This window comes from Thermomonas sp. (assembly GCF_020850895.1).
In the GTDB taxonomy this organism is placed as follows: domain Bacteria; phylum Pseudomonadota; class Gammaproteobacteria; order Xanthomonadales; family Xanthomonadaceae; genus Thermomonas.
Genome location: NZ_JADZDS010000010.1, coordinates 44,323 through 69,580 on the forward strand (window position 1 = coordinate 44,323; position 25,258 = coordinate 69,580).

Below are 25,258 nucleotides of genomic sequence, written 5' to 3' on the forward strand. Positions count from 1 at the left end.
GGGGCGGGAGTGCGGCGAACTGCCTTACTGCGGCAGGACTTCCAGCGTTGCGGTGTAGCCCAGCCGTCGCTGGGTTGCTTGCGGTACGCTGGACTGGTTGTCGATGGTGGACGCCTCCAGCCAGTACATGCCCGGTTCGGGCCAGCGGATCTTGAAGCTGCCGTCCGTGCCCGTCGTCACCTTGATTTCATCCTGTGCGTTACGGTAGCGCGTGCCACCGCGGATGATTTCAACGTCCACTCCGGAGGCCGGCTTGCCGTCCACCATCAAACGGAAGGTGGCTTCGTCTCCGGCAAACAGATCGTTGGGATGGGTGACGGGCAGGAGTTCGAGTCCCTTCCCGGTGAGTGTGATGGTGCTGGGCGATCCATGGGTGACGAAGGTTTCCACGCGGCCGTGGATTTCGGTCACCTTGACGTTCCGTGCATTTCCGGGGATTTGCGTTGCCAGATCTTCTGGCGTGGCGTTGCGCAGGAAGCCACCGCGCGGGCTTCCTGCTTGGGCTGCGCCGGCGCTGGCGGCTGCCAGGCTTTCGGGAGTGTCCCAGCGTGCGGACAGGCCTGCATTGACGTTGGCGATGCGGTAAGTGCCCTCTTGGTCAAGCTGGACGTCGAACACGCTGCGGTACTTCCCGGTGGTCGGATTTCTGGGGGTCTGCACGCGTCCGTCCGGTGCAATGATGGTGACGTTGTCGAGGCGCATCGGCACATGGTCCGGGAAATACAGCTGGTTCGACACAGCGGCATCGACGGTGACCCAGGCATCGTTTCCCGCGACCACGGTGGCGGACGGTACCAGCCATTGCTTGTGCGCGGCCGAGGTCAGTGGAAGCAGGCAAAGGATGGTGGCGATGGCGAGGAGATGGCGTTTCATGGAGGGTCTCGACTTGACAGGGGTGGGCGTGCTTTCGAAACGATGGCCAGATGCTGCACGGAGCATTGGGTCATGGCCTTGCGGTTAGGGTGACCGTCCCGAGTTCGGTCGTGCCGCGCGCGCTGCCAGTCGTGGGTTTTCCCTTCCACTCGAAGGGGATCTTCAGCAGTTCGCGACCGCCGACTTCGCGCACGGCCTCCACCACGAGGACGTAATGGCCGGCGGGCAACCTCGCCAGTTCGGGATGGCCTTGGTCGAAATTCAGGGTGTGTTTCCCGGCCGGCCGGGTGGGTCCGGTGATGCCATCCACCGGAACCTTCAGCGTGCGCCCGCTCTTGCGCCACCACTGGCGCAGGTCCGGGAGCCACTTGCTGCCGTGTCCTTCCCGTCCATCCTTGTCCTGGTACCAGACGGAAAGGTTGGAGACGGCCTTGCCATTTGCGTCTTCAACCCAGACCGCCACATAAGGGCGATGGTATTCAGCGGTGTTGATGCGGGGGATGTCGATTGTGACGGACAGGTCAGCTGCGTGGACTGCAGGGGCGCCGAGCAGGCTGCCGATGATGAGCGAGACGGTGGTGCGCATGGGGGCCTTGGATGTCGATGCGGGATGATTGGATCAGTGTACGAAGAGCAGGACCAACAGCAGGGGAATCAACAGGCCCAGCGTGGCCAGCGGCCAGGTGGCGCGGCGCTGGCGTGAGTGCATCCAGAGGAGGAACAGCCCGGTGAGGGTGAACACGATGCAGGCAAGTGCAAACACATCGATGAACCAAGCCCAGGCAGGGCCGGTGTTGCGGCCCTTGTGCAGGTCGTTGAGCCAGGAGAGCGTGCCGCGGTCGATGCGTTCGTATTCGATCGTGCCGTCCGCGCGCTGGAGGCTCAGCCAGGCGTCGTATCCGGGACCGGGCATCGACAGATAGAGCTCGTCTTCGGACCATTCCGCCGTGCGTCCACTGGTCGTGATGCCATGCGTCTGCCTCAGCCAATCACTGACGACAGCGGGCAGGGTGCCGTTGCCGTTGGCTCCGGTGCGCAGCGGTTCGAGCATGGAGGCGGGAAGCGTGTCGGTGACGCGCGTGACCACGGGCGTGGCCCCGATTCGTGCAGCGTGGTTCAGGGTAATACCGGTCACTGCAAACAGCAGCATGCCAACCAGGCAGACGGCAGCGCTGATCCAGTGCCACTGGTGCAGGGTGCGCAGCCAATAGCCGCGGCGTTGTTGCGTGCTGGGCGAAGTGGGCTTCGGAGCCAAGGCAGAGTCCTGCGCGGAACCAGTCCATCATTAGACCATTAATGCGAATTGCTCTCAACAACTCCAGTCGCTGGGGTGCGCCCGGCGTGCCGCCGGCGTTTGCTGGCTGGGATTCCTGAAGTAGGCTTGTGCATTGGAGATCGCGGGAAGAAGCATGCTTTTCAGGGTCGGCCAAGGCTTCGATGTGCATGCGTTCGGCGCTGGCGATCACCTCATGCTCGGTGGCGTGCGCATCGCGCATGATCGCGGCATCGTAGCGCACAGTGATGGCGACGTGGCCCTGCACGCCTTGTGCGATGCCCTGCTCGGTGCGTTGACGCTGGGCGATATCGGCCAGCATTTCCCGCCCTCGGATCCGCGCTGGAAGGATGCGGACAGCCGCGCTTTCCTGCGGCACTGCGACGGCTTGATTCGCGCACAAGGCTGGCAGGTGGGCAATTGCGACCTCACCGTGATCTGCGAGGCGCCGAAGATCGGGCCGCATGCCCAGGCGATGCGCGCCTGCATTGCGGCTGATCTGGGCATCGACGTGGACGCAGTCAGCGTCAAGGCCACCACCAGCGAACGGCTTGGGTTCACCGGTCGCGGCGAGGGCATCGCCGCGCAAGCCGTGTGCCTGTTGGTGCGCCTTCTCCCTCCGGGAGAAGGTGGCGCGTAGCGCCGGATGAGGGTACGGAGTAGCGATGTTGATGAATCATTGCGATGTCACCCCGCCCTCACCCCAACCCCTCTCCCGAGAGGAGAAGGGCGTTGAATTGCCGCGCGCCCACGGCGCGCCGGTGCTGTCGGCGACTATCCGCAGCCAACCGGAAGATTTCTTCGTCGAGGAAATCGCCGGCTTTGAACCCAGCGGCACCGGCGAACACCTGCTGCTGACGGTCGAAAAGCGCGGCATGAATACCGCGTTCGCGGCGAAAACAATCGCGCAATGGGCCGGCGTCGACGAATCGGCGATTGGCTACGCCGGCCTGAAGGATCGCCACGCGGTAACCCGCCAGCGCTTTTCGGTGTGGCTGCCGAAACGGGTCGCCCCCGAAATCGCCACCCTGGAGACGGACGAGCTGCGCGTGCTTGATCACGGCTGGCACGGGCGCAAATTGCCGCGTGGCGCGTTGGCCGGCAACCGCTTCGTGCTGGTGCTGCGCGATGTGACGGGCGAACGCGCTGGCATTGTGGAGCGTCTCGAGGCGATTGCCGCGCGTGGTGTGCCCAATTACTTCGGCGAACAACGCTTCGGCCACGGCGGTGACAATGTGCGCAAGGCGGTGGCGATGTTCGCAGGCCGGCGGGTCAAGCGCGAGGAGCGTGGTCTGTTGTTGTCGGCGGCGCGCTCGGAACTGTTCAACCGGGTGTTGGCGGCGCGGGTCGAGGCGGGTGTCTGGGACGCCGCGCTGGAGGGCGAGGTCTGGATGCTCGATGGTAGCCACAGCGTGTTCGGGCCGGAAGCCACGACGCCGGAACTGAAAACGCGGCTGGCCGCCTTCGACATCCATCCGACCGGGCCGCTGTGGGGAGCCGGGGCGTTGCGCAGCGCAGCGGCGACGTGCGCCGTCGAGACCGGTGCGCTGCAGGGCGACACCGCGACCCGCCTGCGCAACGGGCTGGAGCAGGCCGGGCTGAAACAGGAGCGCCGGGCGCTGCGCCTGCGGCCGACAGCGTGGATGTGGCAATGGCCGTCCGAGGATGTGTTGGAACTGCACTTCACCCTGCCTCCGGGTGCATATGCCACCGTGGTGCTGCGCGAATTGGGTGAGGTCAGGGATGTGATGTCGCTGGCGGGATAATTCCCGCAATCCCGCGCAGACGGGCCGCCGGTTCGAGCCGGGCTGACACGCAAGGCCCATGCGTTCCCGCTGCGGCAGGCATGCCGAATCAAGATCCCGATGCGGGTTTCTCCAGCAGCACCAGCACTGCGCCACCGCCGCCCTGCGCGGAAGGCGGCGAGTGGAATGCAAGCACATCGGCACGTTGCCGCAGCAGGCCATCCACCATGTTCTTCAGCACCGGCAGCCGATCTTCGGAATTGCGGCCCTTGCCGTGGATGATGCGGACGCAGCCGAGGCCATGCCGGCGACAGTCGCGCAGGAATTCCCGTAGCAGCGCTTCCGCGGAGGCCAGCGGCAGGCCGTGCAGGTCGAGTTCTTCCTGAGCCGCGTATTCGCCGCACGCGAGTTTCTTCAGAACCCGTGGCGTGATGTCGTCACGTCGGTAGGTGAGCGCATCGTCGGCCTCCAGTGCAGATAGCCGCATCCGCCGGAATTCGCTGCGCGCATCGTCTTCATCGCGTCGCGCCATCTTCGCCGAAGGCTTCGGTTTCGGGGTGGCTGGCGGTGGCGTCGCCTCGCGCAACGGACGCACCTTGCCGGCATCCGCACCAATGGCATTGCGGAACAGGCTGGCATCATCCCTGTCGTCGATCTCTGGCGGCACCTTGCGCATGCGTGCAGGGTACCGCGAAGCGTCGATTGCATCCGGTATCATGGCCCGATGCAGAGTGTCTTGGTGCCGTGATGCGGGTCTTGGTCAGCAACGACGATGGCGTTGATGCCCCCGGCATCCGTGTTCTCGCCCAGGGCCTGCGCGAGGCCGGTCACGAGGTGGTGGTGGTGGCGCCGGATCGCGACCGCAGCGGGGCCAGCAATTCATTGACCCTGGATGCACCGATCCGGGTGGTGCAACTCGACGAGCGCACCTGGAAAGTGCACGGCACGCCGACCGACTGCGTCCATGTCGCGGTGTCCGGGATGCTGGAAACGCTGGGCCTGCAGCCGGACATCGTGGTGTCCGGGATCAACGATGCCGCGAACCTTGGCGATGACGTGATCTATTCCGGCACGGTTGCGGCGGCGATGGAAGGGCGCTTCCTCGGCCTGCCGGCGGTGGCGGTCTCGCTGGCGAGCCGTGGTCATCGCGGCACCCATTTCGAGAGCGCCGCGCGTGCGGTGGTGGCGATCATCGAACGCCTGCGCTGCGACCCACTGCCTGCCAGCACCATCTTGAACGTGAATGTCCCGGACCTGCCGTGGGAGGCGATCCGCGGCTTCGAGACCAGTCGGCTCGGCCATCGCCATCGCGCCGGCCCATGCACGCCCTTGCAGGATCCGCGGGGGCGCCAGTGGTGGTGGATCGGCTTCGTCGGCGAAGAGCTCGATGCCGGCCCGGGCACCGATTTCCACGCCGTGCGCAGCGGCCACATCGCGATCTCCCCGATCCATGTCGACCTCACTCGTTACCAGGCATTGGAACAGGTGGCGAATTGGGTGAACGGGCTCGAGGCGGCAGCGGGGGCACGGGCTTGATGATGCCGCTGCGCCTGCGCCCTGCCGACGTCGGGATCGGGATGACCGGCCAGCGTGCGCGCGACCGCCTGATCGAGGACCTGCGCGGCAGCGGGATTGCCGACGAGCGCGTGCTCAACGCGATCCGTACCGTGCCGCGGCACCAGTTCGTCGACGAGGCGCTGGCCTCGCGCGCCTACGAGAACAACGCCCTGCCGATCGGCCATGGCCAGACCATTTCGCAACCCTGGGTGGTGGCGAAGATGACCGAGGCGCTGCTGCGCAGCGCGCCGAAGCGGGTGCTGGAAGTGGGGACCGGTTCCGGCTACCAAGCGGCGGTGCTGGCGGCGCTGGGGGTGAAGGTCTACACGGTGGAGCGCATCGGTGACCTGCTGCGGGTGGCGCGCAAGCGCTTCCGCGACCTCGGCTTGCATATCCGCAGCAAGCACGACGATGGCCGCATCGGCTGGCCGGAAGAAGCACCGTTCGATGCCATCATCGTGACCGCCGCAGGTCCGGCGCTGGTGGACGCCCTGCTGGACCAACTGGCAGCGGGCGGTGCCTTGGTCGCCCCCGTGGGTGCGTCGGCCGGGCAGTCCCTGCTGTGCCTGCGCAAGGATGCCGATGGCATCGTGTCCAGCGAGGACCTGGGTGGCGTCGTGTTCGTGCCCTTGCTGTCTGGGGTGGTGGATCGATGAAGCTGTTTGCCCCGCTGTACGCGCGCGCGATCGAATGGTCGCGGCACAAGCGGGCGCCGGCCCTGCTCGGCGCATTGAGTTTCGTCGAGGCGATCATCTTCCCGGTCATGCCCGAGGTGATGCTGGCACCGATGTGCTTGGCACAGCCGAAGCGCGGTTTCCGCTTCGCCGGCATCAGCCTGCTGTGCTCGCTGCTGGGTGCGGTGATCGGCTATTTGCTGGGGCATTACGCCTATGAACTGGTGCGGCCGGCGCTGGCCAGCATCGGCTGGCTGGATCGCATCGATGCCGAGGTGATGCGGCTGCGCGAGATCACCGCGCAATCGCCATGGAAGGCGTTCTGGTTGCTGGTCATCGGCGGCTTCGCGCCGATCCCGATGAAGATCTTCACCTGGGCCAGCGGCGTGGTCGGGGTGCCGATGCTGCCGTTCCTGCTGAGCATGGCGATCGGGCGTGGCAAGCGCGTGTACCTGCTGGCGCTGGCGATCCGGCTCGGCGGCGAGCGCGCCGAACGTGCGCTGCATCGCTGGATCGAGCCGATCGGCTGGGTGGCATTGCTGCTTTTGGCCGGTGGCATCGGTTGGCTGCTGTTGCGCGGGCATGCGGCATGATGGCGGGCATGAACCTTCGCTGGATCACCATTCCCATGCTGGTCGCCGTGCTTGCCGGTTGCGGGCATAGCCGAGTGGTGCGTGAACCGCGCCACGGCGCCTCGCGCGTCGGCAACGGGCCGGTGCGGGTGTCGCAGCCGCGCTACGGCGCAATGGCGGTCGTTCGCCCGGGTCAGACCGTGTATCGGATCGCCACCGAGAACGGCATCACCGCACTCGACCTTGCCTTGTGGAATGACATCGCACCGCCCTACACGATCTATCCCGGGCAGCGCTTGCGCTTGTATCCACGCGAGGGTCGCGCTGCGGCATCGAACCGCACGCTACCGCCGCCACGTCGATCCACGAACACCGCACCCGTGCCGCGTGCAACGACACCACCGACGGCACCGGTGGTAGCGCCTGTCGTTGCCAATGCGCCGGCATGGAGATGGCCCACCGAGGGCGGTGTGCTGACCAGCTATGCGGCTGGTGATCCCACCCGCCAGGGCATCGATATCGCAGGTCGCGAAGGCCAGCCGGTGCGTGCGGCGGCCGATGGCGTGGTGGTGTATTCCGGTTCCGGTTTGGTCGGCTATGGCGAGTTGGTCATCATCAAGCACAACGAACAGTGGCTGACGGCCTACGGCCACAACCGTGCGCGTCTGGTCAATGAAGGCACACGGGTCAGGGCCGGTGACCAGATCGCCGAGATGGGCCACAGCGGCGCCTCACGCGACATCCTGCACTTCGAGGTCCGCTACAACGGCAAGCCGGTCGATCCGCAGGCCTATCTGCCCCGGCGCTGATTCGCTGCGGCAAGCGGCTTCTGCAATTCCCTGGGCCATCGCCGTACTCCTGAAGCGCGTGTTGCTACCATCCGCGCATGGCCACCGACCACGACCCCCAGAACCCGACCGGCTACTCGCAGAAGACCGAAGCGGGGCTGGCGGAGACCACCTGCCCGAAATGCGGCGCCTCGCAGGTCACCCAACATCCGGTCACCGGTGAATGGACGTGTCTGTTCTGCCATGCGCATTGGGCCGCGACCCAGACCAAGGTGGACTCGGTCGATGACGAGAACGCCGCGCGCGGCACCGACATCGCCACGGGCCGTGTCTATGCGTGCCCGAATTGCGGCGGCACCCAGCTCAAGCAGGATGGTTACACCGGCAAGTGGATGTGCCAGGACTGCCGCAATGAATTCATCGACGTCCAAGCCCGCATGGTGGTCGTCGATGCCGGCAAGGTAATTCGCAAGAATGATCTGGTCGTCGACACGGCGAACCTGATGAGTGATTCGGAGGAGGCCGACCTGCTGGCCTACTTCCGCTCGATCGAGTCCCAGCTGGTGGTTGCCGTGGAAACGGTCAACACCGTCACCGAGAACGTCGAGTACTACGCCCGCCGTCGCGCACAGGAGCTGGGCGTCGGTCGCGATGACATCGACAATGGCGTGTACGTCGTGATCGTGCTGAATCCGCGCCGGATCCAGATCGTCACCGGCAACGGGGTGGCGCGAAAGGTGAGCGGGGCCGACCTCAATCGGGTTTCAAGCCAGTTCATCGCACCGAAGTTCAAGCGCGCCGCGTATGTGGCGGGGCTCAAGGACGGGGTGGCGGAGATCCTGCGGCTCTACAGCCGCGTCGGAACGGCAGCTTCAACGAGTGGCAACAAGCCGTTATGGAAGCGGCCCGGCTGTTTCGTCGTGCTTGCGCTGCTGGTCTCGATCATCGGTGGCTGCTTCGGGCTGGCGAATTGGTACGAGAAGCAGCCCTACCACAAGTTCTCGCGGATCACGGCGGAAGCCAACGCCTGCCTGGACCACTATTACGTCTATGACGAAGGCACGGAATCCCATCGGCTGGCGTCCAAAACGGCGGTGCCTGCGGGCAATTGCGTGCGCGAGGAGCGTACGGCCAGCTCCTGCGACAGCGAGACGTACACAACCTACGAGAGCGTCGATTGGCAGGATGTCGTGCTGAGTTCGCGCACCGTCAAGGGTGATTTCTGCTCGACCAGCAGTGACAGCAGCAGTTCCAGCAGTTCCAGCAGTAGCAGCAGTGACAGCAGCTCCTACAGTGGTGGCGATTTCGATTCCGGCTCCAGCGGTGGTTCCGACTGGTAGGGTGGAATGCGATGGTGCGCTGGATTCATCGCACCGTGCGCAGGGTCAGCTCCAGCTCGTCCTTGCCGTCCTTGCGTTGCAGGATCCGCGCGGGGGTCGGGATGCCGTCGACAATCCACACGATGACCTGCTTGTTGTCGCTGCTGCGCATGATCTTGGTGGCGGTGCGCGCCTGCCCGGCGACGGTAATGGTCTCGGTGCCCAGTACGCGGTAGCTCTGCGGGCGTGCCGAGCCATTGTCCACCAGTCGGTAGTTCAGCGGCTTGCCGGCGGCGACGTCACGGACCAGCGCGAGGTTGAGCAGCATGCCGTCCAGATCGCCTGCCATCAGCCGCACCGGTCCGGTGCGGTCGGGCTTGACGTCGCCGCTCCAGCGCGCTTCCAGCCGCGACCAGTCGTAAGTCGTTTCCACGCGTGAGCGCTTGAACAGCAATTGTGCGGTATCGAGACCGGACAGCGGCCGGAACGCGCCATTGTTCTCGTCGAACAAGGTCATCTGGCGGGCGCTGCCCAAGCGGTTGCTGATGCTCAGTTCGTAACGCCAGCGGTCGTTGCCAGCACTGTTCAGGGTGATTCTCGCACTTGCTTGCACGCCCTTCCAACTGGCGTCGTAGTCGGCGGTGAACGGCTGGATTGCCCACGCAGGCAGGCAGGCGAGCAGCAGGAAGGCGGTGGCGATGCGGAAGCGTTTCATCGTGGACCAAGCGGGCAGGCGAAGGCTCAGGCGCGGCAGCGCCTCAAGAATGGGCGGACTCTAGCGACAATGGGGTGTACACGGGATGACCGTCCATCTGCAACTGGCCCGCCTGCGCGCGCAGCCTGCCGATGGCGAGCAGCTGCAGTACGTGCAGATACAGCGGGTGTTCGATGGTCAACACGCGGGCGGCAAGGACCTCGGCATTGTCGCCGGGCAGCACTGGCACTCGCGCCTGTGCGAGTACCTGGCCAGCATCCAGCGCGGCATTGACCAGGTGCACGCTTGCGCCATGTTCGGTATCCCCGGCGTCCAGAGCGCGCTGGTGGGTATGCAGCCCCTTGTACTTGGGCAGCAGGGAGGGGTGGATGTTGAGGATGCGTTCGGGGAAGCGATTGACGAACGCGCCACCGAGGATGCGCATGTAGCCGGCACAGACGATCCAGTCCGGCTGGCAGGCGGCGACCGCATCGGCGAGCGCAGCATCGAAGCCGGTGCGGTCGGTAAAGTCTTTCGGCCTGCGTGACCAGCGCAAGGACTCGGTCACACGCTGCAGGGCCGCAGCGTCGGGGCGGTCGGAAAACACGCCAACGACGTGCGCATCCAGCGTCCCAGCGGAGATCGCATCGAGGATCGCCTGCAGGTTGCTGCCACGACCCGAGGCAAGGACGGCAAGGCGCAGCGTCATCAGACGATCCGCAAACGCTCGCCGTCGCGGGCCAGGGTGACCTGGCCGATCTGCCAGTGGGCCAGGCCCAGGCGGTCGAGGTCGGCACCGATGGCGGCCACGGCGGCGGGATCGACCATCAGCACGAAGCCCACGCCGCAGTTGAAGGTGCGCCACATTTCCTCGCGCGCCACATTGCCTTCGCGTTGTAGCCAGTCGAACACGGCAGGCAGCGGCCATGACGAAGTATCGATATCGAGGCCGAGCGGCGCGGGCACCACACGGATGATCTTCTCGACCAAGGCGCCACCGGTGACGTGGGCCATGGCGTGAATGTCGTGCTGGGATAGCAATTCCAGCACCGGCTTGACGTAGATGCGCGTCGGCTCCATCAGCGCATCGGCCAGCGATACGCCGCCGAGATCCAGATCCAGCGGATTTCCGGCGCGCTGCAGGATCTTGCGCACCAGCGAGTAACCATTCGAATGCGGGCCGCTGGAAGCGATCCCGATCAGCACATCACCCGCGCGCAGCTTGGACGAATCGATCAAGTTCGACTTTTCCACCGCGCCGACGGTGAAACCGGCCAAGTCGTATTCGCCCGGTGGGTACATGTCGGGCATCTCGGCGGTTTCGCCTCCGATCAGGGCGCAGCCGGCGATCTCGCAGCCCTTGGCAATGCCGCCCACCACGTGGACCGTGGTCTCGACGTCGAGCTTGCCGGTGGCGAAGTAGTCGAGGAAGAACAGCGGCTCGGCGCCCTGCACCAAGACATCGTTCACGCACATCGCGACCAGGTCCTGGCCGATCGTGTCGTGGCGGTTCAATTGCTTGGCGAGAATGAGTTTGGTGCCGACGCCGTCGGTGCCGGACACCAGCACCGGCTCGCGGTAGCGGCCAGCCAGGTCGAACAGGCCGCCGAACAGGCCGACCCCGCCCAGCACTTCCGGGCGCAGGGTGCGGCGAACCAGTGGCTTGATGCGTTCGACGACTTCGTTGCCGGCATCGATGTCGACACCGGCGTCGCGGTAGGTCAGGCCTTGGGCAGCAGGGTGCGGGGGATTCGTCACGGGGCGGGGAGGCGGACGCGGACCGTTGATTTTAGCAGGCATGCGGCGGGGCAATGGACGTGGCCGCCCGGCTGCGGCACCATTCCCAAGATTGGCCGGCAGTTTTGGCGGAGAGTGGTGATGCGGGCAAGATCACGGATGAAGGCGCGTGGGTGGGCAGGACTGCTGCTGGCGATGCTGGGGGTGCTAGCCTCGGGCAATGCGTTGGCGCAGCGCACCGAAGGCGACCGCGCGGTTGCACAGGGCACCTATGAAGTCGAAGTGCCGGTGCGCAACCAGACCGATGCCGAGCGCAAGCGCGGCATGGCCGCGGCGCTTGCACAAGTGCTGGTCAATGTCACTGGCGATCGCGGAGCGGCTGCACGCGGCGGCGTCCGCGAGGAAATGGCAAAGGTTGATTCCTACGTCGAGAGTTTCGATTTCCGCCAGGACGAGGGTGTGGGCTCATCCGGCGCACCGAGTTACCAGACCAAGCTGGTGGTGCGTTTCAAACCGGATGCGGTGAATGATCTGGTGGACATGCTGGGCTTGCCCAATTGGCCATTGCCTCGTCCGAAACCGGTGCTGTGGCTGGCGATCGATGACGGCAGCGGCCCACGTCTGGTGGGCTTGGGGCAGGCCAATGCCGCACGTTCGGTGCTGGACCAGGCCAAGGCGCGTGGGTATTCGTTGGGCTTGCCGGCCGGAAACGCCGCGGAGATGGCGGCGGTGGGTGCCATCTGGCGAGGCGACAGCACGGCGATTTCCACGCTTTCGCGGCGCTACAGTCCGCCAATCCAACTGGTCGGGAAGATGCGGCGCCTTCCCGGACAGTGGCAGGTGGACTGGATGCTGGTGGACGGCGGCAAGGTGCTCAATCGTTGGCAACCCAGTAGCGCGGATGCGCGGCGAGCCATGGCCGGAGGCGCCGACGGCGCCGCCGATGCGTTGTACCGGCGCTATGCGCGGGCCGGCAGTGGCGGTGGCGGCGGCATGTACCGCATCCAGATTGCCGGGCTGCGCGATGGCAACGACTACCTGCGGGTGGCTGGTTACCTCGGCGGGATGTCGATGGTCAAGCGCATCGTGCCGGTGGCGGCCACGCCTGATCGCCTGGAGTTGCAGCTTGAGCTGAACACCGGGATGGCGAATTTCGCTCGGTACGTGGGACGCGGGGATGTCCTCGTTGCGGTTCCATCCGATCCGACGGACACCGGCGCGACGGACGGTCCCTCGCGGTTCCGCCTGTCCGGAGACTGAAGCATGTCACATGCCGAGGACCTGGCGACGATCGCCAGTTTTTACCGACGCCTGCAGTGGGGCGTGCTCGCGGCCGGGTGCTTCTGGCTGGTCTGGATCCTCTCACCGGTGCTGGCGCCATTCGCGTTCGCGGCGATCCTCGGCTGGCTGGGCGATCCGATGGTGGATCGGCTGCAGTCGCGCGGGATCGGTCGGCATACCGCGGTGATCCTAGTGTTCACGGCGATCATCCTCGTGCTCACATTGGCGATCCTGTTGCTGATTCCGGTCCTCGAACAGCAAATCTCAACCCTGATCGATTCCATCCCACACTACCGCGACTGGTTCATCGGCACCTTGGTGCCGTGGATCGAAGACCGGGTACATTTCCAGTTGCATACCTGGCTGGACATGGATCACTTGCTCGCGTTGCTCCGTGAGCACTGGCAAAGCGCCGGTGGTGCCGCAGCGGTGGTGCTAGGTTACGTATCGGCTTCGAGCTTCACCCTGATCGGTTGGATGGTGAACATCGTGCTGCTGCCGGTGCTGACCTTCTTCTTCCTGCGCGATTGGGACCTGATCATGGGGCGCGTGGGTTCGCTGGTCCCGCGCGATCACTACCAGACCGTGCGCCGACTGGCGCTGGAGTCGAATGCGGTGCTGGGGGGCTTCCTGCGTGGCCAAATGATGGTCATGCTGATCCTCGGCATCATCTACGGTGTCGGGCTGTGGATCGTCGGCCTCGACCTCGGCATCCTGATCGGGCTGATCGGCGGTCTGCTGACCTTCGTGCCCTATCTCGGCCCGGCGTCGATCATCGTACTGGGTGGCTTGGCGGCGCTGGTCCAGTTCGGCGACTGGCAGCATCTGGTCGGGGTGGCAGTGGTGTTCTCGATCGGGCAGACCGTCGAAAGTTATTGGCTGACGCCGAAACTGGTCGGCGACCGCATCGGCCTGCACCCGATGGCGGTGATCTTCGCGGTGATGGCCGGCGGTGCCCTGTTCGGCTTCCTTGGCATGCTGTTGGCGCTGCCGGTGGCGGCGGTGGCCAACGTGCTGCTGCGCTACGCGCAGGACCGCTATCGCCACAGCGAGTTGTACGCCGGCGAGACGCCGGTGGGGCTGGTGGACGTCGAGGGTGTCGTGGGCGCACCCGAGCCAGTCAGGACGGAGGGCGTCGGAACAGATGCAGTCGGGACGGAGGCGGCGACAGATGTCGAGTCGGCGCCCCAGGACGACCGGAATGGCCTTGGCTGAGACCGCGGGGCCACAACTCCCGCTTGCGCTGCGTGCACCACCGGACCAGCGCTTCGATCGCTTCGTCGATGCGCCAGTGGGCCTGCTCGAGCAACTGCGCGCGCTGGCCGAGGGGGCACTAGGCCAGTCGGTGTTCCTGTGCGGGCCGCATTCCAGCGGCAAGACCCATCTGTTGCTGGCTGCCTGTGCCGATGCCGAGGCAGCGGGTCGCCGCGCCGTCTATGTGGGATTGCGCGACCTGCGTGGCAAGGCCCGCGCCCTGTTGCAGGCTGTCACCGCGGACCTGGTCGCGTTGGATGATCTGGAGGTGGTTGTTGGCGAGCGCGAAGACGCGCTGGCGCTGTTCGACCTCTACAACGCGCAGCAGGCCAGTGGCAGCGGGCTGTTGTTGGCGGCCGCCGATTCGCCGGATGCGCTGCCGGTGGCCTTGCCCGACCTGCGTTCACGGTTGGCCCAATGCACGCGCTGGACGTTGCCGACGCTGGATGATGGCGGACGCGTGCGGATGTTGCGCCTGCGTGCGGCTGCGCGTGGGCTGGAGTTCGACGATGCGGCACTGGACTGGATGTTGCGCCGTTGCAGCCGCGATCCCGGCAGCCTGGCTGCGTTGTTCGAGCAATTGGATCGCGCCTCGCTGGCGGAAAAACGGGGACGCCTGACGGTGCCTTTCCTGCGCCAGGTGCTGGAAGCCCAGGGATCGCCGGAGCGCAGCGGCGCGGCATGATCGGCGAAGGTGCGTGAGCCGCGGGGGCAGGATCAGGTCGATGTCGGATCGGATGACGGTCAGCCTGCGCCTTCCCGCAGCAGCACCTGCAGGGCCTGCGCCGCGCGCGACAGCGTTCGGCCGGCATGGGTGACGCAGCCCAGTTGACGATGCAGCCGGAGCCCGCTGACCGGCAACACCTGGAGGCCGTGATCCAGCATGCTGCGCGGCAGGACGCTCCAGGCCAGCCCGGTCGATGCCAGCATCTTCAGCGTTTCCAGATAGTTGGTGGTCATCCGCAGCTGCAGGCTGAGGCCATGGCGGGCGAAGGCATCGGCGATGATGCGATGGGTGAAGGTCTGCGGTTCCGGCAGCACCGCCGGGTGCGCGGCCAGTTGCGCCGGTTTCAGGCGCTTGCGTCGGATCAGGGGGTGGTCGGCACCGGCGACGCAGCAGAGTGAATCCTCCCACACCGGTGTTGCCCGCAGCGGCGCCGGCAGGGTCCAGCGCGTGGTCCCGAGTGTGGTCAGTGCCAGGTCGACGCGCGCCTGGAGGACCTCGTCCAGGGCCTGCTCCGATTCCATGAAGCGCAGCTCAAGGGCGACATTCGGGTACGTCGCCGTGTACCTGCGCAGCACGGTCGGCAGGCGATGCAGGCCGATGTGGTGGCTGCAGGCCAGGCGCAGGCTGCCGCCGACCTCGGCCTTGAGATCCTGCAGGGCATGCCGCGCCGCGTCGGCGTCCGCCAGCAGCGCGCGGGCCTTCGGCAGCAGGATCCGGCCGGCTTCGGTCAGGGAGGACTGTCGGCCGATGCGGTCGAACAGGCGTGCCTGCAGCCCGTCTTCCAGTTGCGCGATCCGCTTGCTGATCGCGGGTTGGGTCAGGTGGATGTGGTGGGCGGCGGCAGAAAAGCCACCGCAATCGGCCACGGCGATGAAGGCAGCAAGGTTGGCGAGTTCCATGTGCATTCCAGTTCGGAATCGAATCGATGAAAAATATCCATTTGAGCGATGGAATGAAAGCTGCCAGTCTGGGCGCCTGAATCCGCCACTGGTGCGCCATGCCCGGCCAAACCCTCTACGACAAGCTGTGGGCGATACACGAAGTGGTGCGCCGCGACGATGGCGCGTCGCTGCTGTACATCGACCGCCACATCCTGCATGAGGTGACGTCGCCGCAGGCGTTCGAAGGCCTGCGCTTGGCCGGGCGCACGCCGTGGCGCGTGCAGGCCAATCTCGCCACGCCCGACCACAACGTCCCGACGACGCAGGCGGAGCGCGCAGGCGGACTGGACGCGATCGTCGATGCGGTTTCGCGACTGCAGGTGCAGACGCTGAACGAGAACTGCAACGACTTCGGCATCCTCGAATTCAGGATGGACGATCCCCGCCAAGGCATCGTCCATGTGGTCGGCCCCGAGCAGGGCGCGACCCTGCCGGGGATGACCGTGGTCTGCGGTGACTCGCATACCTCCACCCATGGCGCATTCGGCGCACTGGCGCACGGCATCGGCACGTCGGAAGTCGAGCACGTCCTGGCCACGCAATGCCTGGTGGCACAGAAGATGAAAAACATGCGGGTGGAGGTGGAGGGTGTGTTGCCGCCCGGTGTCACCGCCAAGGATGTGGTGCTGGCGATCATCGGCACGATCGGGACGGCCGGCGGCAATGGCCATGCACTGGAATTTGCCGGCAGCGCCATCCGCGCTCTGTCGATGGAAGGCCGCATGACCCTGTGCAACATGGCGATCGAGGCCGGCGCGCGGGTCGGCATGGTGGCGGTCGATCAAACCACGCTGGACTACGTGCGCGGACGCCCGTTTGCGCCGCAGGGCGCGCAGTGGGATGCGGCAGTGGCGCTGTGGCGGGGGCTGGTGTCCGATGACGACGCGGTGTTCGACACGGTGGTGAGGCTCCGCGCCGAAGACATCCAGCCGCAGGTCAGCTGGGGCACGTCGCCGGAGATGGTGCTGCCGGTGGATGCACGCCTGCCGGACCCTGCGCACGAGGACGATCCCGTCAAGCGCGGCTCGATCGAACGCGCACTGCACTACATGGGGCTGCGCGCCAATCAGGCGATCACCGACATTCGGCTGGATCGCGTGTTCATCGGCTCTTGCACCAATGCGCGGATCGAGGATTTGCGTGCCGCCGCCGCCGTTGCGAAGGGGCGCAAGGTCGCGGCATCGGTCAAGCAGGCCTTGGTGGTGCCGGGCTCGGGGCTGGTGAAGGCGCAGGCCGAGCGCGAGGGCCTGGACCGGGTTTTCGTCGAGGCCGGGTTTGAATGGCGTGCGCCGGGATGTTCGATGTGCCTGGCGATGAACCCGGACCGGCTGGAGCCGGGCGAGCATTGCGCCTCCACCTCCAACCGCAATTTCGAAGGCCGCCAAGGCCCCGGTGGCCGCACCCATCTGGTCAGCCCGGCGATGGCCGCCGCGGCGGCGATTGCCGGCCGCTTCATCGATGTACGGGAGCTGCCATGACGCCATTCACCCAACATGCTGGCGTGGTGGCGCCACTGGATCGCGCCAATGTGGATACCGACCAGATCATCCCCAAGCAATTCTTGAAGTCGATCAAGCGCAGCGGCTTCGGTCAGAATCTGTTCGACGAGTGGCGTTATCTGGATGTCGGCCAGCCGGGGCAGGCGTGCAGCACCCGCCCGCTGAACCCGGAGTTCGTCTTGAATGCGCCGCGCTTCCAAGGCGCCAGTGTCTTGCTGGCGCGGGAGAACTTCGGTTGCGGTTCCAGCCGTGAGCACGCGCCGTGGGCATTGGCCGAATACGGCTTCCGTACCATTCTTGCCCCGAGCTTTGCCGATATCTTCTACAACAACTGCTGCAAGAACGGGCTATTGCCCATCGAGCTGGACAAGGACGTGATCGACGTCCTGTTTGCCCAGTGTGCGGAAACCAAAGGCTATGCCCTGGCGATCGACCTGGCTACGCAGACGGTCACCCGTCCCGACGGTGTCGTGCACGGGTTCGAGGTCGATGCCTTCCGCAAGCACTGCCTGCTGGGTGGGCTGGATGACATCGGTCTGACCCTGGAAGCGAGCGCTGCGATCCGTGCCTTCGAAGCACGCCACCGCACGGCTCAGCCGTGGTTGTTCGCCGAATGTCCGTCAGCCTGAGGTCGTAGGCGCTACCGGTTCCAACGGCCATGACGCCGCCCGCAGGCGGCGTCTGCAGGGTGCAGCGGCGAGCAGGTTCAGTCGCGAAGTTCGCACACGCGGCAGTCCTGCAGGCGTTCGAGCACGGCTGCCGTCGCGGTCTGGGTGCCCACGGCGGTTCCCGCGGGAGCCAGATCGGCGGTGAAGACGCCATCGTCCAGTGCGTCGCTGACCGCCTGTTCCACGCACCGTGCTTCCGTCTCCAGCCCCAGTGAATGCCGCAGCAGCAGGGCGGCACTGAGGATGGTGGCGTAGGGGTTGGCGATGCCGCGGCCTGCGATGTCGGGGGCGCTGCCGTGGATGGGCTCGTACAGCCCGGCCTTGCGTGCACCCAGCGATGCCGAGGGCAGCAGGCCCAGCGAGCCGGCCAGCATCGAGGCTTCATCGGTGAGGATGTCGCCGAACATGTTCTCGGTGACGATGACGTCGTAATCGCGTGGGCGTGCCAGCAGGTGCATCGCCATCGAATCGACCAGTTGATGCTCCAACCGCACATCGGGAAATTCGTCGTGCATCACCCGGGTGGTGACGTCACGCCACAGGCGCGAGGTTTCCAGCACATTGGCCTTGTCCACCGAGGTGAGTTTGCCGCTGCGTGCGCGCGCCAGCGCGGCGGCGTGGCGCACCACGCGTTCGACTTCGGTGACGCTGTAGCGGCACAGGTCGGTGGCGTCATCCTCGCTGCGGGTCTTGTCGCCGAAGTAGATGCCACCGGTGAGCTCGCGCACGACCAGCACGTCCACGCCCTGCAACAGGTGCGGTTTGATCGGGGAAGCGCCCAGCGTGGCCGGATGGGGCTTGACCGGGCGCAGATTGGAAAACAGCCCCAGTGCCCTGCGGATGGCCAGCAAGCCTTGTTCTGGGCGCACCTTGGCATTGGGGTCCGACCATTTGGGGCCACCGACGGCGCCCAGCAGGACGGCGTCGGCGCGCTGGGCGGCGTGCAAGGTGGCGTCCGGCAACGGGGTGCCGGTGGCATCGATCGCGGCACCGCCGATCAATTGCGTCTCGAACCGGAAGTCGTGGCCGTAACGTTCGGCCACGCGTTGCAGCACGGAGACGGCGGCTGCCGTCACGTCCGGGCCGATGCCATCACCCGGCAAGACAAGAATATTGGCGTTCATCAGTTTCTCGTGGTCAGGGATCAGGCGAAGGCGGGGATGCGCTGCATGGCATGGCTGCGCAGCAGGCGGTTGGCAACATCCAGCCAGGCGATGGCGGAGGCTTCCAGCACGTCACGGCTGGTGCCCTGACCGCTGAAGGATTCGCCTCCGATCCGTGCGCTGAGATTGGCTTCGCCGCGGGCGTCACGGCCGGTGCCCATGCTGTGCACTTCGTAGCTCTCCAATTCGAAATCCACGCCTGTGGCCTTTGCCAGCGCCGCGAACAGGGCGGCGATCGGGCCGTCGCCCTGGGCATCCCGTTTGACGGTGTGGTTGTCTGGATTGGACAGTGCCACGTGCGCACGGGTGTGCTGGCCTTCGTCGATCAGGCTCATCGAGTCGATTCGCCAGCCGGCGTCATCGGGGTTGCCGGTGACCAGCCGCAGCAGATCCGCATCACTGACCACATGCTGCGTATGGGTCAGGGCCTTGGCGTCCGCGATGAGTTGATCGAGTTTCGCGTCGTCCAGCACGAACCCCAAGGCGCGCAGGCGGTTGACCACGGCGGCGCGACCACTGTGGCGGCCAAGGACCAGTTGCGAATCCGGCCAGCCGACGTCGCGTGGGTGCATGATTTCGTAGGTGTCGCGGTTCTTCAGCATGCCATGCTGGTGGATGCCGGATTCGTGGGCGAAGGCATTCAGGCCGACGATGGCCTTGTTGCGCTGCACCTGGTTGCCGGTGATGCGCGACAGCAGGCGCGAGGTCTCCAGCAATTTCGGGGTGTCGATGCCGGTCTCGACGCCGAACCAGCCACCGCGCACCTTCAATGCCATGACCAACTCTTCCAGCGCGGCATTGCCGGCGCGTTCGCCGATGCCGTTGATGGTGCATTCCACCTGGCGTGCACCGCCTTCGATGGCAGCCAGCGAGTTGGCGACGGCCAGACCCAGGTCGTTGTGGCAGTGGGCACTGAAGACCACACCGTCGGCGTCCTTGACGTTGGCGCGCAGGTACTGGAACAGCGCGCGGATTTCATCGGGGGTGGCGTAGCCGACGGTGTCGGGCACGTTCAGGGTGGTGGCGCCTGCCGCCACGGCGACGTTGAAGACCTCCACCAGAAACTCACGCTCGGTGCGGAAGGCGTCTTCGGCGGAGAACTCCACGTCATCGACATGCGTGCGTGCCAGGGTGACGCCCCGATGGGCGTGTTCGATCACCTGCTCGCGGCTCATGTTCAACTTGAACCGGCGATGCAGCGGGCTGGTGGAGATGAATGCATGGATACGTGGCGACGCGGCCCCGTCCAGCGCGCGGGCGCAGGCTTCGATGTCGCCGGGGTGGCAGCGCGCCAATGCCGCGATGGTGGTGGCTCGCACCTCGCGGGCGATGGTCTGCACGGCGCGAAAATCCGCAGGCGAGCTGTTGGGGAAACCGGCCTCGATCACGTCCACGCCGAGGTCGGCCAGCGCGTGGGCAAAGGTGATTTTCTGCGCGCTGCTCATGGTGAAGCCGGGCGATTGCTCGCCGTCGCGCAAGCTGGTATCGAAGATGCGAACACGTGGGCCTGGAACGTTCATGCGGGGAGTTCTTCCTTGCGGTTGATGCGCGCCGTGCGCGGCATCGAATGGGTGGCTGTGGCGAGTGCAGGCAAGAGGCCGGCGGGCAGCGCGGTGTGCGTGGCCGCCGGCGGTGTAAGTCGGTCCTGCTTGCGCTGCCGTGGCTTGCGCGGCGGACGTGGGCGCACGTCCTGCAGCAAGGTGGCCAGCACGCTGGCATCCAGATTGCCGCCGGAGACCACGGCGCATTTGCGCTTGCCCACGACGCGCTTGCCGGCCGCCAGCGCCAGTGCCCCGGCGCCCTCGGCGATGACGTGTGCTTCCAGTGCCAAGCGCACCAAGGTTTCGCGCAATTCTGCTTCGCGCACGATCACGACATCGTCGAGCAATTCACCCAGCACCCGGCGGGTCAACTGGCCGGGGACCTTCACCTTCACGCCATCGGCCAGGGTGGTGACCGGCTCGATGATGCGGTCGTCACCACGCAGGGCGCGCGCCATCGCATCCACGCCTTCGACCTGGGCGCCGACCACGCGCACACCCTGCGATTTCAACGCCAGCACCACGCCGGCCGCGAGGCCGCCACCGCCGATCGGCACGATCACCACGTCCGGCGACACGGCGCTTGCGATCTCCAGCCCCACCGTGCCTTGGCCGGCGATCACGTCGGGATCATCGAAGGCGGACAGCAGGCGGTAGTCGTGTTGGGCGGCGAGCTCGGCGGCGAAGGCCTTGGCTTCGTCGTAGCTTTCACCGTGCAAGCGCACGGTGGCGCCCCAATGGGCGACGCCGGCGATCTTGGTCTGTGGCGCGCAACGTGGCATCACGGTGATGGCCTGTCGGCCCAGCCGATAGGCTGCCCACGCCAGGCCCTGCGCATGGTTGCCGGCACTGGCAGCGATGGTGGGACGCAAGTCGCCTCGTTCGCGCGCCGCCAGCAGTGCATTCAGCGCGCCGCGCACCTTGTAGGAACCCGTGCGTTGCAGGTTCTCGAGCTTGAGCCAGCAACCGAACCGCTCGGCGTAGTGGGTGGGCGTGACATCGAGATACCGACGCAGGCGTGCCTGCGCGGCGAGGACGTCACTGGCGGTGACGGTGGTTACGTCCGGGTCGGCGGTGTCCATCACACCGGCGTCAACCAATGGCGATACGTCGGATACTGTCCGCGCAGCACGCGCGCAAACCGTGCCGACAGCGTGCGGGTCACCGGGTTGTCGCCATAGCGTTGACCTTCGATCTCGGCAATCGGGGCCACTTCCGCCGCAGTACCACAGACAAACACCTCGTCAGCCTCCAGCAGTTCGTCCAACATGACCGTGCGCGCTTCGGCGCCGCTCAGGGCCAGCAGTGCGTCGCGGGTGATGCCGGGCAGGGCATCCGGGTGTTCGACGGCGGTGATCTGTCCGGCCTTCACCATGAAGACATTGGCGCCCGTGCATTCGACCACGCGTCCACTCCGGTCGCAGAACAGGGCTTCGTCGAAGCCGCGCGCCTTGGCCTCGCGTTTGGCGAGGATGGAATTGACGTAGCCGCCGCACAGCTTGAGCGGCGGCAGCGAATCGCAGGGATTGCGCCGCCACGGCGAGACGCCGACGCGGGTACGCTGGCCATGCAGGTGCACGGTGCTGGCGGTGGTGGCCACCATGAGATGTGCCCGGTGCCCGGCCAAGTCCAGCCCGAAGCCGCCTTCGCCGGCCCAGGCCAAGGGCCGGATATAGGCGTCGCGATGGCGATTGGCACGCAGGGTCGCGAGCACGGCATTGGTGACCTGCGCCGGATCGAAGGGCAGGCCCAGCAACTGGGCGCCCTTGCGCATCCTCTCCAGGTGTTCGGGCAGGCGGAACACCGCCGCACCGCCATCCGTGGTGGCATAGGCGCGGATGCCTTCGAACACGCCGCTGCCGTAGTGCATGGCGTGGGTGTCCAGCCCCGCTTGCGCGGTATCCAGGCTCACCAATCGACCGTTGAACCAGGCCCAGCGATCGTGCGTTTGGGTGTCGACGGGGGCGGCCTCGACGTCATCGGCAGGTGCCGCAGGCGTGTTCAGTTGCATGGGCGCACCTCGACGGCCAGGCAATCGACCAATTTGGCCAACTGCTGTTGCAGGAGCTCCGGCGCGCGCTCGCCCTGCATGGTCATGCGCAGGTGCCAGCGATCGCCATCCGGCTGGGCTTCGCCTTCCACCGCCACGGGTTGGAAGCCGCGTCGTTCGGCCGCGCCAAGCACGCGGGTGAGGGCGCCTTCGACGAGGCGCAGGGTGAGGTCAAGCTGGTAGCGCATGGGCAGGTTCTCGCAAGGTTGGGTTGGAATCGAGCATCTGGGCGTTGTTGCGGTTGGGCGGCACCAGTGGCCAGACATTGGCGGCGGTGTCGATGGCGACGTGCAGCAACGCCGGGCCCTTGGCCGCGAGCAGCGCGGCGAGGGCCGAATCCATGTCCTCGGCGCGTTCGAGGTGCAGGGCTTCGATGCCGTAGGCCTGGGCGAGGGTGAGGAAATCCGGGTTGTCTCGCAGGTCGATTTCCGAATAACGCTGGTCGAAGAACAGCTCCTGCCATTGCCGCACCATGCCAAGGGCCTGGTTGTCCAACAGCACGATCTTCACCGGCAGGTTGTAGCGGCGCAGGGTGGCCAGTTCCTGGATGTTCATCTGGATCGAGCCGTCGCCGCTGACGCAGATCACCTGCGCGTCGGGGTTCTGCAGTTGCGCGCCGATCGCGGCCGGCAGGCCGAAGCCCATCGCCCCCAGAGATCCCGAGGTGAGGTGCTTGCGCGGATGATCGAATTGCCAGTGCTGCGCCACCCACATCTGATGCTGGCCGACATCGCAGCTGACGATGGCGCTTGGCGCCAGTTCCGACAGCCGTTTCAGGAGTGCAGGGGCGTACACCGCATTGCCCGGCGCGTCATAACGCGCGGCGTGCTGTTGCGCGCGTTGCCGGCATCGTGATCGCCAGTCCCTGCGCGCCGCCGCGTGGCGACCATGCACATGCGCCGCGCAAGGAAGGGTCAACGTGACCAGGGTCTTGCGCAGATCGCCGCGCACGCCGGCATCGGCCACCCGCAGCTTGCCGATCTCGCAGGCGTCCAGATCCATGTGGACGACGTGCGCATGCGGGGCGAACTCGGCCAGCTTGCCAGTGGCACGGTCATCGAACCGTGCGCCGACCACGATCAGCAGGTCGGCTTCCTGCACGGTCAGGTTGGCCGCACGCGAGCCGTGCATGCCCAGCATGCCCAGGTTCAGCGGGTGCGTGCCGGGCAGGGCGCCCAGGCCTTTCAGGGTCAGCACCGTCGGGATCTGGGTGGCATCGACGAAGGTGCGGAAATCCGCCACTGCATCCCCCAGCGCGATGCCGCCGCCACCGTAGATCACCGGTCGCTGCGCGATTGCCATGAGCGCCAGCGCTTCATGCAGCGAGGCATCCCTGGGGACTTCCACGGCATCGGTGGGCTGCGGCGCATGGGCGGGCAGGTGCGAGGCATCGGCGTTCTGCACGTCCTTCGGCAGGTCGATCAGAACCGGCCCCGGGCGGCCGCTGCGGGCAATGCGGAAGGCTTCACCCACGATCCGCGGCAGCTCGTCGACATCGCGCACGATGTAGCTGTGCTTGACCATCGGGAAACTCATGCCGAACACGTCCAGTTCCTGGAAGGCGTCGGTGCCCATCAGCGGCGTGGCCACCTGCCCGGTGATCGCCACCATCGGCACCGAATCCACCAGCGCATCGGCGATGCCGGTAAACAGGTTGGTGGCACCGGGGCCGGAGGTGGCCACGCACACGCCGACGCGCCCGCTGGCACGCGCATAGCCGTTGGCGGCGAAGGCTGCGCCCTGTTCGTGGCGGACCAGCACATGCTTGAGCTGGGGCACGTCGTGCAGGGCATCGTAGAACGGCATGATCGCGCCGCCCGGATACCCGAACAGCGTATCGACGCCTTCGACGACCAAGGCGTGCGCCAGCCAGTGGGCACCGTTCATCACGCGGCCTCGCTGTGTTTGGATGTATTGGCGGCCTGCGACGTGCCCAGCCATTTCATGTTGGCGCGCAGCTTCTTGCCGATGGTTTCGATCGGGTGGTCCAGGTCGGCCTGTTTCATTGCCTTGTAGTGGGCGTTGCCGGCGGCGTATTCGGCGATCCACTGGCGGGCGAAGGTGCCGTCCTGGATCTCGGCCAGGACTTTGCGCATCTGCGCGCGGGTGTTGTCATCCACCACGTAGTTGCCGCGCGTCAGTGCGCCGTATTGCGCGGTCTCGCTGATGAATTCGTGCATGCGAGTCACGCCGCCTTCGTAGAACAGATCCACGATCAGCTTCAGTTCGTGCAGGCATTCGTAGTAGGCCACCTCCGGCTGGTAGCCGGCTTCGACCAGGGTTTCCCAGCCGGCCTGCACCAGCTTGGTGGCACCGCCGCACAGCACCGCCTGTTCGCCGAACAGATCGGTTTCGGTCTCTTCCTTGAACGTGGTCCTGATCGCGTTCTGGCGGGCCCCACCAATGGCGGCGCAGTAGGTCAGGGCCAGTTGCTCGGCCTTGCCGGACACGTCCTGGTGCACGGCATACACCGAAGGCACGCCACGGCCGATCTCGTATTCGCGGCGCACCAGCGCGCCCGGGCCCTTGGGCGCCACCAGCACCACGTCGAGATCGGCACGCGGGCTGATCTGGCCGTAGTGGACGTTGAAACCGTGCGCGAACAGCAGGCAGGCGCCTTGGTCCATGTTCGGCTCGATCACCTCGCCATACAGCTGCGGCTGGACCATGTCGGGGGTCAGCACGGCGACGATCTGCGCGCCTTTGACCGCTTCGGCAGGTGTCTTGACGGTGAAGCCATCGGCCTTGGCCTTGCGTTCGGTGGGACCACCCGGTCGCAGGCCGATGGTGACGGCGAAGCCGGAATCGCGCAGGTTGAGTGCGTGCGCGCGACCCTGGCTGCCGTAGCCGACGAGGGTGATGGTAGGTGTGCTGTTGGTCATTGCGGGAGTTCCTTGGTTGG

26 protein-coding genes and 1 pseudogene are annotated in these 25,258 nt (G+C 66.2%); 12 read left to right on the forward strand and 15 right to left on the reverse strand.

Annotated features, from left to right (window positions below; all coding sequences use genetic code 11):
- Positions 1-24 precede the first annotated feature (24 nt).
- The 3 genes from IT472_RS01090 to IT472_RS01100 form a co-directional block, all read right to left on the reverse strand.
- Positions 25-873: a DUF4198 domain-containing protein gene (locus tag IT472_RS01090; protein WP_297177090.1), complete on the reverse strand. Its 849-nt coding sequence runs from the start codon at positions 871-873 to the stop codon at positions 25-27.
- Between the two features lie 70 nt (positions 874-943).
- Positions 944-1,459 carry a DUF2271 domain-containing protein gene (locus IT472_RS01095; RefSeq protein WP_297177093.1) on the reverse strand — a complete coding sequence of 172 codons (516 nt, stop codon included), beginning with the start codon at positions 1,457-1,459 and terminating at the stop codon, positions 944-946.
- Between the two features lie 33 nt (positions 1,460-1,492).
- The gene (locus IT472_RS01100; protein WP_297177096.1) at positions 1,493-2,128 is read right to left on the reverse strand and encodes a PepSY-associated TM helix domain-containing protein; all 636 of its coding nucleotides are present in this window, start codon (positions 2,126-2,128) and stop codon (positions 1,493-1,495) included.
- 154 nt (positions 2,129-2,282) lie between these two features.
- On the opposite strand from IT472_RS01100, the gene ispF reads away from it, so the two are divergent.
- Entirely contained in the window at positions 2,283-2,786 is a 504-nt protein-coding gene (gene ispF, locus IT472_RS01105) for a 2-C-methyl-D-erythritol 2,4-cyclodiphosphate synthase (protein ID WP_297177099.1), read from the forward strand.
- Positions 2,787-2,817: 31 nt separating this feature from the next.
- Positions 2,818-3,912 carry a tRNA pseudouridine(13) synthase TruD gene (gene truD / locus IT472_RS01110; RefSeq protein WP_297177235.1) on the forward strand — a complete coding sequence of 365 codons (1,095 nt, stop codon included), beginning with the start codon at positions 2,818-2,820 and terminating at the stop codon, positions 3,910-3,912.
- An 88-nt stretch (positions 3,913-4,000) separates the two neighbouring features.
- On the opposite strand, the gene IT472_RS01115 is transcribed toward truD, so the two are convergent.
- Positions 4,001-4,567 carry a Smr/MutS family protein gene (locus tag IT472_RS01115; RefSeq protein WP_297177102.1) on the reverse strand — a complete coding sequence of 189 codons (567 nt, stop codon included), beginning with the start codon at positions 4,565-4,567 and terminating at the stop codon, positions 4,001-4,003.
- Positions 4,568-4,638: 71 nt separating this feature from the next.
- Here IT472_RS01115 and surE point away from each other — a divergent pair, with 71 nt between their 5' ends.
- The 5 genes from surE to IT472_RS01140 all read left to right on the forward strand — a co-directional run bounded on the left by surE (position 4,639) and on the right by IT472_RS01140 (position 8,822).
- Entirely contained in the window at positions 4,639-5,427 is a 789-nt protein-coding gene (gene surE / locus IT472_RS01120; RefSeq protein ID WP_297177105.1) for a 5'/3'-nucleotidase SurE, read from the forward strand.
- Positions 5,427-6,104 (forward strand): protein-L-isoaspartate(D-aspartate) O-methyltransferase, encoded by a 678-nt coding sequence (locus IT472_RS01125; protein WP_297177109.1) that lies wholly within the window; start codon positions 5,427-5,429, stop codon positions 6,102-6,104. The genes surE and IT472_RS01125 overlap by 1 nt, the downstream gene beginning before the upstream one ends.
- A complete protein-coding gene (locus IT472_RS01130; RefSeq protein WP_297177111.1) occupies positions 6,101-6,715 on the forward strand; it encodes a YqaA family protein in 615 nt (204 codons plus the stop codon). Before IT472_RS01125 ends, IT472_RS01130 begins: the two co-directional genes overlap by 4 nt.
- Before the next feature lie 8 nt (positions 6,716-6,723).
- Positions 6,724-7,503, forward strand: coding sequence for a peptidoglycan DD-metalloendopeptidase family protein (locus IT472_RS01135; protein WP_297177115.1), 780 nt, complete (start codon positions 6,724-6,726; stop codon positions 7,501-7,503).
- Between the two features lie 77 nt (positions 7,504-7,580).
- Complete coding sequence (locus IT472_RS01140) at positions 7,581-8,822, forward strand: TPM domain-containing protein (protein WP_297177118.1); 1,242 nt, start codon at positions 7,581-7,583, stop codon at positions 8,820-8,822.
- A 25-nt stretch (positions 8,823-8,847) separates the two neighbouring features.
- Here the strand turns inward: IT472_RS01140 and IT472_RS01145 are convergent, their stop codons facing one another.
- From IT472_RS01145 to purM, 3 genes are read right to left on the reverse strand one after another with little or no spacing between them, the layout of a single operon-like run.
- A complete protein-coding gene (locus IT472_RS01145) occupies positions 8,848-9,516 on the reverse strand; it encodes a DUF3108 domain-containing protein (RefSeq protein ID WP_297177121.1) in 669 nt (222 codons plus the stop codon).
- 43 nt (positions 9,517-9,559) lie between these two features.
- Entirely contained in the window at positions 9,560-10,204 is a 645-nt protein-coding gene (gene purN, locus IT472_RS01150) for a phosphoribosylglycinamide formyltransferase (protein ID WP_297177126.1), read from the reverse strand.
- Positions 10,204-11,253 (reverse strand): phosphoribosylformylglycinamidine cyclo-ligase, encoded by a 1,050-nt coding sequence (purM, locus tag IT472_RS01155; protein ID WP_297177129.1) that lies wholly within the window; start codon positions 11,251-11,253, stop codon positions 10,204-10,206. Before purM ends, purN begins: the two co-directional genes overlap by 1 nt.
- Before the next feature lie 120 nt (positions 11,254-11,373).
- On the opposite strand from purM, the gene IT472_RS01160 reads away from it, so the two are divergent.
- From IT472_RS01160 to hda, 3 genes are read left to right on the forward strand one after another with little or no spacing between them, the layout of a single operon-like run.
- Entirely contained in the window at positions 11,374-12,492 is a 1,119-nt protein-coding gene (locus IT472_RS01160; RefSeq protein WP_297177132.1) for a DUF2066 domain-containing protein, read from the forward strand.
- 3 nt (positions 12,493-12,495) lie between these two features.
- Positions 12,496-13,728, forward strand: coding sequence for an AI-2E family transporter (locus IT472_RS01165; protein ID WP_297177135.1), 1,233 nt, complete (start codon positions 12,496-12,498; stop codon positions 13,726-13,728).
- Entirely contained in the window at positions 13,721-14,452 is a 732-nt protein-coding gene (gene hda / locus IT472_RS01170) for a DnaA regulatory inactivator Hda (protein ID WP_297177137.1), read from the forward strand. The genes IT472_RS01165 and hda overlap by 8 nt, the downstream gene beginning before the upstream one ends.
- Positions 14,453-14,511: 59 nt before the next feature.
- Here the strand turns inward: hda and IT472_RS01175 are convergent, their stop codons facing one another.
- Positions 14,512-15,393, reverse strand: a complete 882-nt coding sequence (locus IT472_RS01175) for a LysR family transcriptional regulator (protein WP_297177140.1) — start codon at positions 15,391-15,393, stop codon at positions 14,512-14,514.
- 98 nt (positions 15,394-15,491) lie between these two features.
- Between IT472_RS01175 and leuC the strand changes: the two genes are divergently transcribed.
- Positions 15,492-16,913 (forward strand): 3-isopropylmalate dehydratase large subunit, encoded by a 1,422-nt coding sequence (gene leuC, locus IT472_RS01180; RefSeq protein ID WP_297177143.1) that lies wholly within the window; start codon positions 15,492-15,494, stop codon positions 16,911-16,913.
- Complete coding sequence (gene leuD / locus IT472_RS01185) at positions 16,910-17,563, forward strand: 3-isopropylmalate dehydratase small subunit (protein WP_297177146.1); 654 nt, start codon at positions 16,910-16,912, stop codon at positions 17,561-17,563. Before leuC ends, leuD begins: the two co-directional genes overlap by 4 nt.
- 77 nt (positions 17,564-17,640) lie before the next feature.
- On the opposite strand, the gene leuB is transcribed toward leuD, so the two are convergent.
- The 7 genes and pseudogenes from leuB to ilvC form a co-directional block, all read right to left on the reverse strand.
- Positions 17,641-18,726 carry a 3-isopropylmalate dehydrogenase gene (gene leuB / locus IT472_RS01190; RefSeq protein WP_297177149.1) on the reverse strand — a complete coding sequence of 362 codons (1,086 nt, stop codon included), beginning with the start codon at positions 18,724-18,726 and terminating at the stop codon, positions 17,641-17,643.
- Between the two features lie 20 nt (positions 18,727-18,746).
- On the reverse strand, positions 18,747-20,285 hold the full coding sequence (locus tag IT472_RS01195; RefSeq protein WP_297177152.1) for a 2-isopropylmalate synthase: 1,539 nt from the start codon (positions 20,283-20,285) through the stop codon (positions 18,747-18,749).
- Positions 20,286-20,401: 116 nt separating this feature from the next.
- A pseudogene (locus tag IT472_RS01200) lies at positions 20,402-21,388 on the reverse strand (threonine dehydratase); the annotation flags it as partial.
- The gene (locus IT472_RS01205) at positions 21,388-22,317 is read right to left on the reverse strand and encodes an aminotransferase class IV (RefSeq protein WP_297177157.1); all 930 of its coding nucleotides are present in this window, start codon (positions 22,315-22,317) and stop codon (positions 21,388-21,390) included. The pseudogene IT472_RS01200 and the gene IT472_RS01205, both read right to left, overlap by 1 nt.
- Complete coding sequence (locus IT472_RS01210; protein WP_297177161.1) at positions 22,308-22,544, reverse strand: ACT domain-containing protein; 237 nt, start codon at positions 22,542-22,544, stop codon at positions 22,308-22,310. The genes IT472_RS01205 and IT472_RS01210 overlap by 10 nt, the downstream gene beginning before the upstream one ends.
- Positions 22,528-24,243 (reverse strand): acetolactate synthase 2 catalytic subunit, encoded by a 1,716-nt coding sequence (gene ilvG / locus IT472_RS01215; protein WP_297177163.1) that lies wholly within the window; start codon positions 24,241-24,243, stop codon positions 22,528-22,530. The genes IT472_RS01210 and ilvG overlap by 17 nt, the downstream gene beginning before the upstream one ends.
- The gene (gene ilvC, locus IT472_RS01220) at positions 24,243-25,238 is read right to left on the reverse strand and encodes a ketol-acid reductoisomerase (RefSeq protein ID WP_297177165.1); all 996 of its coding nucleotides are present in this window, start codon (positions 25,236-25,238) and stop codon (positions 24,243-24,245) included. The genes ilvG and ilvC overlap by 1 nt, the downstream gene beginning before the upstream one ends.
- Between the last annotated feature and the right edge of the window lie 20 nt (positions 25,239-25,258).

Excerpts from the sequence above, each read along its gene's own strand:
- IT472_RS01090 (WP_297177090.1), bottom strand. The coding sequence starts at position 873 with ATGAAACGCCATCTCCTCGCCATCGCCACCATCCTTTGCCTGCTTCCA.
- IT472_RS01095 (WP_297177093.1), bottom strand. The coding sequence starts at position 1,459 with ATGCGCACCACCGTCTCGCTCATCATCGGCAGCCTGCTCGGCGCCCCT.
- ispF (WP_297177099.1), top strand. The coding sequence starts at position 2,283 with ATGCTTTTCAGGGTCGGCCAAGGCTTCGATGTGCATGCGTTCGGCGCT.
- truD (WP_297177235.1), top strand. The coding sequence starts at position 2,818 with ATGAATCATTGCGATGTCACCCCGCCCTCACCCCAACCCCTCTCCCGA.
- IT472_RS01115 (WP_297177102.1), bottom strand. The coding sequence starts at position 4,567 with ATGCGCAAGGTGCCGCCAGAGATCGACGACAGGGATGATGCCAGCCTG.
- surE (WP_297177105.1), top strand. The coding sequence starts at position 4,639 with ATGCGGGTCTTGGTCAGCAACGACGATGGCGTTGATGCCCCCGGCATC.
- IT472_RS01125 (WP_297177109.1), top strand. The coding sequence starts at position 5,427 with ATGATGCCGCTGCGCCTGCGCCCTGCCGACGTCGGGATCGGGATGACC.
- IT472_RS01130 (WP_297177111.1), top strand. The coding sequence starts at position 6,101 with ATGAAGCTGTTTGCCCCGCTGTACGCGCGCGCGATCGAATGGTCGCGG.
- IT472_RS01135 (WP_297177115.1), top strand. The coding sequence starts at position 6,724 with ATGAACCTTCGCTGGATCACCATTCCCATGCTGGTCGCCGTGCTTGCC.
- IT472_RS01140 (WP_297177118.1), top strand. The coding sequence starts at position 7,581 with ATGGCCACCGACCACGACCCCCAGAACCCGACCGGCTACTCGCAGAAG.
- IT472_RS01145 (WP_297177121.1), bottom strand. The coding sequence starts at position 9,516 with ATGAAACGCTTCCGCATCGCCACCGCCTTCCTGCTGCTCGCCTGCCTG.
- purN (WP_297177126.1), bottom strand. The coding sequence starts at position 10,204 with ATGACGCTGCGCCTTGCCGTCCTTGCCTCGGGTCGTGGCAGCAACCTG.
- IT472_RS01160 (WP_297177132.1), top strand. The coding sequence starts at position 11,374 with ATGCGGGCAAGATCACGGATGAAGGCGCGTGGGTGGGCAGGACTGCTG.
- IT472_RS01165 (WP_297177135.1), top strand. The coding sequence starts at position 12,496 with ATGTCACATGCCGAGGACCTGGCGACGATCGCCAGTTTTTACCGACGC.
- IT472_RS01175 (WP_297177140.1), bottom strand. The coding sequence starts at position 15,393 with ATGGAACTCGCCAACCTTGCTGCCTTCATCGCCGTGGCCGATTGCGGT.
- leuC (WP_297177143.1), top strand. The coding sequence starts at position 15,492 with ATGCCCGGCCAAACCCTCTACGACAAGCTGTGGGCGATACACGAAGTG.
- leuD (WP_297177146.1), top strand. The coding sequence starts at position 16,910 with ATGACGCCATTCACCCAACATGCTGGCGTGGTGGCGCCACTGGATCGC.
- leuB (WP_297177149.1), bottom strand. The coding sequence starts at position 18,726 with ATGAACGCCAATATTCTTGTCTTGCCGGGTGATGGCATCGGCCCGGAC.
- IT472_RS01195 (WP_297177152.1), bottom strand. The coding sequence starts at position 20,285 with ATGAACGTTCCAGGCCCACGTGTTCGCATCTTCGATACCAGCTTGCGC.
- IT472_RS01205 (WP_297177157.1), bottom strand. The coding sequence starts at position 22,317 with ATGCAACTGAACACGCCTGCGGCACCTGCCGATGACGTCGAGGCCGCC.
- IT472_RS01210 (WP_297177161.1), bottom strand. The coding sequence starts at position 22,544 with ATGCGCTACCAGCTTGACCTCACCCTGCGCCTCGTCGAAGGCGCCCTC.
- ilvG (WP_297177163.1), bottom strand. The coding sequence starts at position 24,243 with ATGAACGGTGCCCACTGGCTGGCGCACGCCTTGGTCGTCGAAGGCGTC.
- ilvC (WP_297177165.1), bottom strand. The coding sequence starts at position 25,238 with ATGACCAACAGCACACCTACCATCACCCTCGTCGGCTACGGCAGCCAG.